Annotated in this window: 11 protein-coding genes; 8 read left to right on the top strand and 3 right to left on the bottom strand. The window is 65.7% G+C overall.

The features are described from left to right. From RMO81_RS07895 to RMO81_RS07860, 8 genes are all read left to right on the top strand, one after another. Positions 1-389: tryptophan 7-halogenase (locus tag RMO81_RS07895; RefSeq protein WP_310475280.1), on the top strand; the 389-nt coding region annotated here is incomplete at its 5' end. Positions 390-397: 8 nt separating this feature from the next. Then, entirely contained in the window at positions 398-1,129 is a 732-nt protein-coding gene (locus RMO81_RS07890; RefSeq protein ID WP_310475279.1) for a SapC family protein, read from the top strand. Beyond that, complete coding sequence (locus RMO81_RS07885; protein ID WP_310475278.1) at positions 1,122-2,135, top strand: cupin-like domain-containing protein; 1,014 nt, start codon at positions 1,122-1,124, stop codon at positions 2,133-2,135. Before RMO81_RS07890 ends, RMO81_RS07885 begins: the two co-directional genes overlap by 8 nt. Beyond that, entirely contained in the window at positions 2,132-3,643 is a 1,512-nt protein-coding gene (locus RMO81_RS07880; protein ID WP_310475277.1) for a tryptophan 7-halogenase, read from the top strand. The genes RMO81_RS07885 and RMO81_RS07880 overlap by 4 nt, the downstream gene beginning before the upstream one ends. Before the next feature lie 262 nt (positions 3,644-3,905). Beyond that, positions 3,906-4,955, top strand: a complete 1,050-nt coding sequence (locus RMO81_RS07875) for a LacI family DNA-binding transcriptional regulator (protein ID WP_310475276.1) — start codon at positions 3,906-3,908, stop codon at positions 4,953-4,955. Between the two features lie 7 nt (positions 4,956-4,962). After that, the gene (locus RMO81_RS07870; RefSeq protein WP_310475275.1) at positions 4,963-6,150 is read left to right on the top strand and encodes an MFS transporter; all 1,188 of its coding nucleotides are present in this window, start codon (positions 4,963-4,965) and stop codon (positions 6,148-6,150) included. Between the two features lie 187 nt (positions 6,151-6,337). Then, positions 6,338-8,737 (top strand): glycoside hydrolase family 3 N-terminal domain-containing protein, encoded by a 2,400-nt coding sequence (locus tag RMO81_RS07865; protein ID WP_310475274.1) that lies wholly within the window; start codon positions 6,338-6,340, stop codon positions 8,735-8,737. A gap of 17 nt (positions 8,738-8,754) precedes the next feature. Continuing rightward, positions 8,755-10,026 (top strand): sugar MFS transporter, encoded by a 1,272-nt coding sequence (locus RMO81_RS07860; protein WP_310475273.1) that lies wholly within the window; start codon positions 8,755-8,757, stop codon positions 10,024-10,026. A 6-nt stretch (positions 10,027-10,032) separates the two neighbouring features. Here the strand turns inward: RMO81_RS07860 and RMO81_RS07855 are convergent, their stop codons facing one another. The 3 genes from RMO81_RS07855 to RMO81_RS07845 all read right to left on the bottom strand — a co-directional run. Then, positions 10,033-10,797, bottom strand: coding sequence for a sulfite exporter TauE/SafE family protein (locus RMO81_RS07855; RefSeq protein ID WP_310475272.1), 765 nt, complete (start codon positions 10,795-10,797; stop codon positions 10,033-10,035). A 4-nt stretch (positions 10,798-10,801) separates the two neighbouring features. Then, a complete protein-coding gene (locus RMO81_RS07850) occupies positions 10,802-11,329 on the bottom strand; it encodes a rhodanese family protein (protein WP_310475271.1) in 528 nt (175 codons plus the stop codon). Continuing rightward, positions 11,304-11,489 (bottom strand): ArsR/SmtB family transcription factor (locus RMO81_RS07845; protein WP_409049596.1); only part of this gene is annotated, 186 nt, incomplete at its 5' end. The genes RMO81_RS07850 and RMO81_RS07845, both read right to left, overlap by 26 nt.

The raw sequence follows: 11,489 nt of genomic DNA, 5'->3' as shown, positions 1-11,489 counted from the left end.
TCCGCACTCGTTGGGATCGGATCGTCAATTTCCTCAAGCTGCACTATGTGCTCAGCCGCCGCAGCGAGCCTTATTGGCTGGCGCAGCGTGATCCGGCGAATATTCCCCAGCGCCTTGCCGATGATCTGATCCTGTGGCGCGCGCATCCGCCTTCGGCGCGCGATTTTCCGCTGCACGACGAAATGTTCCCGGCGGCCAGTCAGGCTTATGTCCTCTATGGCATGGGTCATGGTCTGCCCCAGTCTCTGCTCCAGTCGCCGCCGCCCGCCGCCGCCATTGTTGCTGCCAGCACCCGGCTGGCCGAAGTGCAGGACCGGGCTCGCCGCATGGCGGCCGGTCTGCCCGAAAACCGCACCTATCTTGCCGCCATCGCGGCCCAGGCTGCCTGAGGATGTCCATGCCCAACCACCAGATCCTCACCCATGAAACCCATGCCGATCTGCGCGTCCACACGCAGCCCGGCGCGGCGCTGGGCGATGCGGTGATGGCCTGCATCACCGTGCCGGCCGAATTCCGCCGCCTGGCCACCGATTATCCCATCCTGTTCCGGCAGGATGAAGCCACCGGGGCCTTTTCGGCACTGGTGCTGATGGGCTTTGAACCGGGCGAAAATCTCTTTCTTGAAGGCGATCAGTGGGACGCCACCAACCGCCCGCTGGCGCTGGCCGTGCAACCGTTCCTGGTGGGCCGCAGCCGGGATGGTGCCGGGCGGGATGGTGAAGGGCTGGGCCAGGTGCATATCGATATGGACCACCCGCGCATTTCCACTGGCGGCGAGGGCATCAGGCTGTTCGAGCCGGGCGGCCAGCCGACACCTTACGTGGAACAGATTGCCGACATGCTGGGCGCGCTCGACGCCGGCTATCGGGCCAGTGGCGACTATTTTGCTGCGCTCACCCGCTATGATCTGATCGAACCCTTCTCGATGGATGTGACGCTGGACAGCGGCGCCATGCACCGGTTGGTGGGCTATCATCTGGTGAACGAGGATAAACTGGCGGCGCTGGAACCGGGCGCGCTGGCCGAACTCCACGCCGAAGGCCATCTGCTGCCGACCTATATGGCGCTGGCGTCGCTGGGCAATCTGGCGCGGCTGGTGGCCGCCAAGAACCGGCGGGATCATGGCTGAAGCCGCACTTCTTGATCGGCTGCCGCGCGTCGCCGAGGAAATAGTGGCGCCGGATGCGCTGGCGCAGCGCCTGGCCGGCGCCACTGCGCCGTTCGTGGTGCGCGGGCTGGCGGCGGATTGGCCGCTCGTCGTGGCTGGCCGCAGCGGAGCCGGTGCGGCGCGGGATTGGCTGGCGGCGCATGCCCGCAATCGCGCTTTTCCGGCCAGCGTCGGGGCCGAAGACCGCCTGTTCTATGATGCGGCGATGGCGATGAATTTCCGCATGGAAATGGGGCCGTTGCCGCAATGGCTGGCCGCGATGGCCGCCGCCGAAGTGGATGCGGCCGCGCCCACCGTCTACCTGTCCTCCATCGACATGGGCGATTATTTTACCGGTCTCGCTGAAACCCATGCGCTGCCCTTGGGCGAACGCCAGCCGATTGCCAGCATCTGGATTGGCAACCGCACCTGCATCGCTGCCCACAACGACATTCCCGACAATATGGCCGTGTGCGCGGTGGGGCGTCGCCGCTTCACCCTGTTCCCGCCCGGTCAGTTCGCCAATCTCTATCCTGGCCCGCTGGAGAACACGCCGGCCGGACGTCCGGTGAGCATGGTTGACGTGCGCGCGCCGGATTTCGCCCGCTATCCGCGTGCCGCCGAAGCGATGGCCCAAGCGCAGGTGGCCGAACTGGAACCGGGCGATGCGATTTTCGTGCCATCGCTGTGGTGGCACCATGTCGAAGGGTTGGCGGCCTTCAACGTGCTGATCAATTTCTGGTGGCGCGAGGTGCCGCGCTGGCTGGGCAATCCGGAAGACGCGCTGCTGCATGCCATACTGGCGGTGCGCGACCTGCCGCCGCAGCAGCGTGCGCAGTGGCAGGCGCTGTTTGATCATCATGTGTTTGCGGCCGATGATACGGTCACCGCCCATCTGCCTGACGGCGTCCGCGGGATATTGGCGCCGCTCACCGCCGCCACCGCCGGCCAGATCAAGGCCCGTTTATTGAGAGGATTGTCGCGATGAATGCCAAGCCGCTTCGCGTTGTGGTTGCCGGTGGTGGCACGGGTGGCTGGATGACTGCTGCCGCGCTGGTCCATACGTTGGGACCGGTGATCGATCTGACGCTGGTGGAATCCGATGCGATCGGCACCATTGGCGTGGGCGAAAGCACCATCCCGCCGATCGTGCTGTTCAATCGCCTGCTCGGCATCAACGAAGCCGAATTCATGCGGGCGACGCAGGCGACCTTCAAGCTGGGCATCATGTTCGAAAACTGGAAGGACGTGGGGGAGCGTTATTTCCACAGCTTTGGCAGCACCGGCAAAGATCACTGGTCGGCCGGTTTTCAGCATTTCTGGCTGCACGGGCAGACCCAGGGCCATGACCAGCCTTACGACGATTATGCGCTGGAACTGCAGGCCGCGATGCAATCCAAGTTCGCGCATCTGCCCGATGATCGGTTGAACTATGCCTATCAACTCGACAGCGCGCTCTATGCCGCCTTTCTGCGCCAGCGCGCCGAAGCCGGCGGTGCCAAACGGGTTGAAGGCCGCATCAGCAACGTCGAACTGAACGGTGAAACCGGCGACATCGCAGCGCTCTGCCTTGACGGTGATCGCCGCATCGAAGGCGATCTGTTCATCGATTGCACGGGTTTCCGCGCGCTGCTGATCGAAGGCGCGCTGCACGCCGGCTATGACGATTGGAGCAATTGGCTGCCCTGCGATTCTGCCATCGCCATCCAGACCAGCAGCGTGCGCCCGGCGGTGCCCTACACCCGCGCCATCGCCCATGATGCCGGCTGGCAGTGGCGCATCCCGCTGCAACACCGCCAGGGCAATGGCATCGTTTATTGCAGCCGCTACTTGAGCAAGGATGCCGCGCAGGAACGGCTGTTCGACACCATCGAGGGCGAAAAGCTGGTGAAGCCCAATGTCATCAGCTTCACGACCGGCGTGCGGCGCAAGCAATGGCACCGCAACTGTGTGGCGGTCGGCCTGTCGGGCGGGTTCATGGAACCGCTGGAATCCACCTCAATCCACCTGATCCAGCGCGCCGTGTTGCGCATCTGCCGGATGCTGCCAGCGGGCAAGGTGAGCGAGCATGACATCGCTGAATACAACGATCAGATGTTCACCGACATGGAACAGATCCGCGATTTCCTCATCCTGCACTACAAGGTGACCCAGCGCCGCGACAGCCCGTTCTGGCGCCAAGTGGCGACCATGGAGATCCCCGAAAGCCTGGCCCACAAGATCGATCTGTTCCGCGAAACCGGCCGCGTGTTCCGCAAGAACGAGGAGCTGTTTGTGGAAAACAGCTGGGCGCAGGTGATGATGGGGCAGGGGATCATGCCGCAGTCGTACCACCCGGTCGCTGCCAAGCTGCGGCCGGAGGAGCTCAACGCTTTCCTGGGCGGCTTGCGTGATGGTGTGGCAAAGACCGTCGCCAGCCTGCCGGAACATCATGCCTATGTGGCGCGCTATTGCGGTGCGGCTGATGCGGCAGCGCAGGCGCATCGCGCCGCATGAATGCGGCGCTGATCGCACTGGCGTTGGCGGCTGGGGCCACCCCAAGCGACGTAACCCGCGAGTTCAGCTCGGCGCGGCTGGCCACGCGGGGCAGGGCATCGTGGCAATATGGCCGCATCGAAGTGCGCGGCCTGTGCAGCGTTGATCCTGGTGGCTTCCCGCGTGAGTTTGCCATTGATTGGGTTCATGTCTGGCAAAGACCGGCAGTCGCCGCTAGGGTGCAAGCTGCTGTGCAGACGGGCAAAGCGGGGGGCAGATAGCGATGGCACGGCGCCGGCAGGCAGTGACGATCCGGCACGTGGCGGCCGCTGCCGGCGTGTCGCTGCAAACGGTCAGCCGCGTCATCAACAACGAACCCAACGTGCGTTCCGAAACCAAAAGCCGCGTGCAGGCCGCCATCGACACGCTGGGTTATGTGCCGTCCATCGCCGCCCAGCGCATGAGCGGCTCGCGCTCCTATCTCATCCTCGCCATCAACGATCGGGATCGCACCATCGCTGATTGGCAGGCGCGGCAGGGCACCGATTGGGTCGATCAGATGCTGCTTGGCGGCATGCTGAAATGCGCTGAACATGGCTATCGCATGATCTTTGAACTGGTCGATACCCACAGCGACCATGTCGAACGCGAACTGGGCGGCGCCATTGCCGCGCTGCAGCCCGATGGCCTGATTCTCACGCCGCCGCACAGCGACAACCCCCAGATCGTCGCCTTCCTGGCCGAACAGGATATGCCGTTCGTGCGCATCGGTTCGCAGCAGCGGCAGGCTGGCATCCCAGTTTCGATGGACGATGAAGGTTCGGCCCGCACGGCCACCCGCCATCTGATTGACCATGGTCATACCCGGATCGGTTTCATCGCCGGTTCGAACGAGTATGAATTGAGCGGCTGGCGCGTGGATGGCTGGCGCGCCGCGATGACAGAAGCCGGGCTAGGCACCGACGGGCTGCTGGATGCCGGTGATTTTTCTTATGCGTCGGGCCGGGCGGCGGCGCTGCGCCTGCTCGATCCGCCACAGCGGCCCACGGCCATCATCGCCAGCAATGATCAAATGGCGATCGCCACGATGGACGTTGCGCGGGAACTGGGCTTGGCCGTGCCGGGCGATCTGTCGATCATCAGTTTTGATAATACGCCGGTTGTGCAATTCGCCCAGCCGCCGCTCACGGCCATCGATCAATCGATTGCGGCCACCGCATCCACTGCAGTTGAACTGATCATCGCGTCGTTGAAGGGCGATCCGCTGCCCGAATCGCTGACCGTGGTGACATCCCGGCTGGTTGAACGGGCGTCGGTTGCCCGGCGTGGCTGACGCACACGTGGCTGAAGCAGAAGCGGCGCAGTCGGGGGCGCCGCGCCGTTTCCTGCTGCTTTATGCGCTGGCCTGGGCGGGTGCGGCGATCGCCTATGTGCCGTTCCTCACCATCCTGCTGCCGGTGAAGGTTGAAGGGCTGGCCGGCACCAGCATCGGCATCGACTGGCTGGCGTGGCTCAGTTTCGGCGGAGCGTTGGCGGCGAGCGCTGGCCATCTGTTGTTTGGCTGGCTCAGTGATCTTACGGGCCGTCGGCGCCCGTGGATTGCCACCGGGCTGGTGCTGTCGTGCCTGTTGCTCCTGGCGATGGGGCAGGCCAGCAGCTGGGCCGGGCTGCTGGGGTTGATTGTCGCCTGGCAATTGGCGCTCAACATGATGATGGCGCCACTGGCGGCGCTGGCCGGAGACCATGTTCCCGACAGCCAGAAGGGCCTGCTGGGCGGTCTGCTTGCCTTTGCCCCGGGGCTGGGCGCGCTGTCGGGTGCGCTGGTCACCTGGCCTGATCTGATGTCGCCGCAGGGCCGGCTGGCGCTGGTTGCAGCGCTGGTGGCAGGCGCGGTGCTGCCGCTGTTGTTGTTGCCGCTGCCGGCACGAACCGATCCGGCTCCGCAGGCCAGATCTGCCGCGCTGGTTCATCCGGGGGCCACCGTGCGCCGGATGTGGTTGGCCCGGCTGGCCTTGCAGATCGCGGAGGCAACAATGTTTGCCTATCTTTATTTCTGGTTCGTGACCGTCGATGCCAGCATGACCGACAATCGTGTCGCCGGGCTGTTTGCCGCCACTCTTGTGGTATCGGCGCCGGTGGCGTTGGCAGCGGGCCGCTGGGCCGATCGGCATGGCCAGCCGTTTCGGCCGCTGTTGCTGGCGGCGTTGGGCGCGTGCGTGGGGCTGGCGGCGATGGCACTGGCGCAGGGGCTGGCAGCCGCAGTCGCCGCGTTTGCGGTGTTTTCGCTGGCTTCGGCGGTGTTTCTGGCGCTGCACAGTGCGCAGACGCTGCGCGTGCTACCACGGCCAGAACGGCGTGGACGCGACCTTGGGTTGTTCAATCTCACCAACACCATCCCGTCGCTGATCATGCCGTGGCTTACGATTGGCCTGGTGCCGCGGTTTGGTTTTTCCGGGCTGTTCGTGGCGCTGGCGCTGCTGTGCCTGATCAGTGCCCTGATGCTGGCCAGCCTGTCGCGCCGGGAATGACACGCCGGGTGCACAGGCGCCTCTTGATTTCACTGCGTATCCATGGAATGGTGAGAACGTTCACAACGTTGCGAGGCGTTGGTGAAGGCAATGCAAATCTGCGTTGCTTGGATATGGAACTGGGTGCGTATGGCACCAATCCTGCCAGCGCCTGGCAACAGGGTGCAGCGGGAGCCGGGGGCAGGGGATGGCGATGAACAAGGCGCGCTGGCTGATGAGCCTGATCGTGCTGGCTGTGGCAGCACCACAAGCCGGGCAGGCCGATCCGCAGGCGTGGCCTGCCACCCGCAGCCCGGCGGCGCTCACCGATCCTGCAACCGAAGCCCGCATCACCACCCTGATGCAGCGGATGACCCTGCGCCAGAAGATCGGCCAGCTGATTCAAGCCGATCTCACCGCAATCAAGCCGGCCGATCTCAAGCGCTACCCGTTGGGTTCGATCCTCGCTGGGGGCAATGGCGGCCCCTATGGCAATGAGCGCGCCGATGCGGCGACGTGGGTGAAGCTGGTGGGCGAATTCCGCGCCGTGTCGCGCCGGTCAGGCGCTGGCATCCCGATCCTGTTTGGCGTGGATGCCGTGCACGGCCACAGCAACCTGCCGGGGGCGACCATCTTTCCGCACAATATCGGGCTGGGCGCCGCGCACGACCCCGAATTGCTGCAACGCATTGGCGCCGTGACCGCGGCTGAACTGTCGGGCAGCGGCATCGATTGGACGTTCGCGCCGACCCTGGCCGTGCCGCAGGATTTGCGCTGGGGCCGCAGTTATGAAGGCTATTCATCGCAGCCGTCGTTGATCGCCGCCTATGCCCGATCGCTCACGCTGGGCCTGCAGGGGCCGCTCACAGCCGGCACGCCGCTGCCGCCAAACAAGGTGGCCGCCACCGCCAAGCATTTTGTTGCCGACGGCGGCACCGAAGACGGCAAGGATCAGGGCGATGCCCGCATCAGCGAAGCCGAACTGGTTGGCGTGCATGCCGCGGGCTATGCGCCGGCGGTGGAAAGCGGCGTTTTGGCGGTGATGGCCAGTTTTTCCAGCTGGAATGGCACCAAGGCGCACGGCAACCACTATCTGCTCACCGATGTCCTGAAAGGGCGCATGGGTTTTGCCGGCCTGGTGGTTGGCGATTGGAACGGCCATGGCCAGATTCCCGGCTGCACGCCCACCGATTGCCCGCAGACCATCAATGCCGGGCTGGACCTGGTGATGGCGCCCGACAGCTGGAAGGGCCTGTTTGACAGCACGGTTCGCCACGCTCGGCGCGGCACCATCAAGGCCGACCGGATTGACGATGCGGTGCGCCGCGTCCTGCGCGTCAAGGCGCAGCTGGGTCTGCTGGATGCGGCGCCCATGGAACGCGGCGACCCGTCGCGGATCGGTGCGCCAAGCCATCTCGAAATCGCCCGCGAAGCCGTGGCCAAATCGCTGGTGCTGTTGAAGAACAATGATGGTGTGCTGCCGGTGCGGCCCGGCGCCCGCGTGCTGATCGCCGGCCCCGGTGCAGACAATATGGCGATGCAGAGCGGCGGCTGGACCGTGACCTGGCAGGGCACCGACACCAGCGCGGCAGATTTCCCCAAGGGCCAGACCATCGGACGCGCCATTGCAGCAGCCGTGCGCGAGGCCGGCGGCGAAGCCGTGATTGCCAGCGACGGCGCAGCGCCAGGCAAGCCCGATGTCGCCATCGTGGTGTTCGGTGAGCAGCCTTATGCCGAATTCCAGGGCGATGTGCCCGATCTGGCCTTTCGTGCGTTGGCCGGCGAGGCCGAACTGATTGCGCGGTTGAAGGCGCAGGGCACCAAGGTGGTTTCCGTGTTCCTGTCGGGGCGGCCGCTGTTCGTGCCGCAGCTGTTCAATGCCTCGGATGCCTTTGTCGCGGCCTGGTTGCCGGGCTCGCAGGGGCAGGGCGTGGCTGATGTGCTGGTCGCACGCCGCGACGGCACGCCGGCCCGCGATTTCTCCGGCCGCCTGCCCTTTGCCTGGCCGGCCGACGCCCGTTCTCCGGTAACGGCGCCAGTGTTGCCCGTGGGCCATGGCCTGAATTACCGCACAGCCGTAACCGTTGGCGCACTCAGTGAGGACCCGAAAATGGATCTGGCCGCAGTGGCCAGCGAAGACAGTTACATGCTGCGCGGCAAGATACTGGCGCCGTGGCGACTGGGCATCGATAGCGCCGTGACCGCGCGCGCCATTGATATTTCGGCACAGGAAGATGCGCGCCAGTTCCGCTGGGCCGCGCCTGGAGCCATTGCCATCGACGGGCCACCGGTTGCGCTGACCAAGCGCAGCGAAGCCAATTTTTCGCTCCAGATCGATTGGCGAATTGATACGCCGGCAAAGGGCCCGGTGTTGCTCAGCCTTGGTGGTGCCACATTGGACATCAGCGCGGCGCTCAAGGCGCTGCCGCTGGGTGAACCCAGCAAGCTGGATATTCCGCTGGCGTGCTTTGCCAAGGCCGGGGCTGATCTTGGCCATGTCGGCACCGCGCTGCGATTGCAGGCGCCGGCGGGTTTTGCCATGTCGTTGCGCACGGCCCGGCTCGGCCAGTTGATGCCTGTGCCGGCCTGCCCGCCGAAAGCCACTTGATCGGATCGGAACCTGCCATGGACGTCAATACCACCGCCGGCCGCTCCACTGCCGCACATGTCGATGCACCGCGCCTGCAGGTTTTCGTGCTGGCGCTGTTCTTCATCTTTGGCGGCATCACCAGCCTGAATGATGTCATCATTCCCAAGCTGAAAGAATTGTTCACCCTCAGCTACACCCAGGCCATGCTGGTGCAGGTGTGCTTCTTCGCGGCTTATGCCGTGATCGGCATTCCGGCGGCAAAGCTGGTCAAACGCGTCGGCTATATGCGCGGCGCGGTGGCGGGGCTGGGGCTGATGATGATCGGCTGCCTGATGTTCATTCCGGCCAGCAGCACCGCTACCTATGGCCTGTTCCTGGCGGCGCTGTTTGTGCTGGCCAGCGGTGTGGTCATCGTGCAGGTGGTGGCCAACCCCCTGATTTCCATGCTTGGAAAGCCGGAAACCACGCACAGCCGGCTAACCTTCGCGCAGGCTTTCAACTCGCTGGGCACCGCCATCTTCCCCTATTTCGGCGCGATCCTGATCCTGGGCGCGCTGGCCAGCCAATCGGCCGGCGAACTTTCGGGCGCGGCGCTGGATGCCTATCGCACGGCCGGCAGCCAGGCGATCGTCAATGGCTATCTGGGTCTTGCCGTGGCGCTGGCAGTGGTGGCCGGCGTCGTCTGGCTGTTCCGCAATGCCCTGCCGGCCGAACAGCACGAGGCCAGCGCCGGCCTTGCCGGTCTCGATCTGCTGGGCCAGCGCCGTTTTGGCTTCGGCGCGCTGTGCATCTTCCTCTATGTTGGTGCCGAGGTTTCGATTGGCTCGCTCATCGTCAGCTATCTTGGCCAGGCGCAGGTGATGGGCCTGGCGGAACAGCAGGCCGGCAAGCTGATTGGGCTTTATTGGGGCGGCGCCATGATCGGCCGCTTCATCGGTTCGGGCCTGCTGCGTGTCGTGGCACCGGGTCGGTTGTTGGCGTTTGTCGCTCTGGGCGCCATCGCGCTGATCACCGTTTCCACCCAGACCAGCGGCGATGTGTCGGGCTACAGCCTGCTTGCCATCGGGCTGATGAACGCCATCATGTTTCCCACCATCTTCAGCCTGGCCTGCGAAGGCCTTGGCCCGCGCGCGGCTGATGGTTCGGGGATCATCAACGTCGCGATTGTCGGCGGCGCAGTGGTGCCGCTGCTCACCGGCATGCTGGTCGATGCCAGCGGCAGCCTCGCGCTGGGGCTGGCATTGCCGGCGGCGTGTTATGCCGTGATTGCCGGCTTTGGCTGGTTCACGGCCAGGCCACCGGCCTGAACATCCTCAGCCCAGCGCCCGCCAGCCGACATAGAGCGCGGTAACGATCACCATCGCGGCAAACAGCCGGCGCGCCAGCAGGGCATGGCCGGCCAGTTTCGGTGCCAGCCGCCGCGCTGCCAGCACGCCGATCAGTCCGCCGGCCAGCATCGCCAGCAGGGCAGGGACATCCACGCGCCCGGCTGCGGCATACGTCGCCGAGGTGGCGAGACCGAAGATCAGCACCGATACCAGCGATGAAGCGGCGGCGTTGGCCAGCGTCATCCCGGTCGCCGCCATCAGGCCGGGCACGATCAGGAAACCGCCGCCAATGCCGAAGAAACCGGCGGCCAGCCCGACCACCAATCCGGCCGGCACCAGTTTCAGCGTCATCGCGGCATCGAGCCGTACGGCGGGATCGCCCTCATCGCGCGGTGGCCGCAGCATGGCCAGGCCCACGGCCAGCATGGCCAATGCAAAGCCGCCAAGCAGGGCCGTGCCATCAACCCGCTGGGCCAGCACCGCGCCGGCCAGCGAGCCGGCCAGGCCAGCGCCGGCAAAACTGAGCGCGCAGGGCCATTTCACCGTGCCGGCCCGCGCCTGCATGGCAAGATTTGCCCCGGCATTCAGCGCCACGGCTGCCGCGCCGGTGCCGATCGCCACATGCGGATCGGCGATGCCCACCGCATAGAGCAGCCACGGCGTGGCGAGCACCGAACCGCCGCCGCCGAACAGGCCGAGCAGCAGCGCAATGATAGCCCCGCCAAGGGCGGCGAGCAGCGCTTCGGTCATTGGTTCAGGCCGGCTGCCGGTTCCACGGCATCATGCCGAGCAGTTGGGCCATGCCGCACCAGCCAGTAAGGCCGGCAAAGCTGAGCCCGGCGCCGACGAAACCGGCCAGCGCGATCCACGGCGGCGCCACGAAGATACTGAGCAGCACGCCGGCCAGCACCAGCAGGCCGGCTGCGATCTGCACCTGGCGCATGATCGGCAGCGCCTGCGCCGTCTGCCGGCCAGCGAGCGGGAGCCCGGCCTTGGCCCAGGCATCCACGCCGCCGTGCAGCACAAAGGCACTGCCGCCCGGCACGCGGGCCAGCAATCGCCCGGCGTTGGAGTTGGTGCGCCGCCCGGTCTGACAGGTGAAGATCAGGCTGCTATCCATGCCGCACGCCAACGGACCGGAATCGGGCAGGCTGAGCGGCAATGACAGGGCGCCGGGGATGTGGCGGGCCGCAAATTCGTCGGCTTCGCGCACATCAACAAGCAAGGCATGGCCGGCTTCCACCAGCGACGCCGCTTCAGAGGGTGACAAGGTTTTCAACATGGTTGGTCTCCAGTGATGTGGCCGGGGCATCGGATGGGGGGCAGAAGATGCCGGCGAGAGTGGTGATCACGGCTTTCACCGCCGGATTGGCGAGGCGATAGAAAATGGCCTGGCCTTCCCGTCGGGTGACGACGAGCCCTTCGGTGCGCAGCACGGCCAG

The organism is Sandarakinorhabdus sp., from assembly GCF_031422795.1.
GTDB lineage: Bacteria > Pseudomonadota > Alphaproteobacteria > Sphingomonadales > Sphingomonadaceae > Sandarakinorhabdus.
The sequence above is the reverse complement of the archived record's forward strand: the minus strand, read 5'-3'. Positions and strand labels throughout refer to the sequence as shown.

Excerpts from the sequence above, each read along its gene's own strand:
- RMO81_RS07850 (WP_310475271.1), bottom strand. The coding sequence starts at position 11,329 with ATGTTGAAAACCTTGTCACCCTCTGAAGCGGCGTCGCTGGTGGAAGCC.
- RMO81_RS07865 (WP_310475274.1), top strand. The coding sequence starts at position 6,338 with ATGGCGATGAACAAGGCGCGCTGGCTGATGAGCCTGATCGTGCTGGCT.
- RMO81_RS07885 (WP_310475278.1), top strand. The coding sequence starts at position 1,122 with ATGGCTGAAGCCGCACTTCTTGATCGGCTGCCGCGCGTCGCCGAGGAA.
- RMO81_RS07860 (WP_310475273.1), top strand. The coding sequence starts at position 8,755 with ATGGACGTCAATACCACCGCCGGCCGCTCCACTGCCGCACATGTCGAT.
- RMO81_RS07890 (WP_310475279.1), top strand. The coding sequence starts at position 398 with ATGCCCAACCACCAGATCCTCACCCATGAAACCCATGCCGATCTGCGC.
- RMO81_RS07880 (WP_310475277.1), top strand. The coding sequence starts at position 2,132 with ATGAATGCCAAGCCGCTTCGCGTTGTGGTTGCCGGTGGTGGCACGGGT.
- RMO81_RS07875 (WP_310475276.1), top strand. The coding sequence starts at position 3,906 with ATGGCACGGCGCCGGCAGGCAGTGACGATCCGGCACGTGGCGGCCGCT.
- RMO81_RS07855 (WP_310475272.1), bottom strand. The coding sequence starts at position 10,797 with ATGACCGAAGCGCTGCTCGCCGCCCTTGGCGGGGCTATCATTGCGCTG.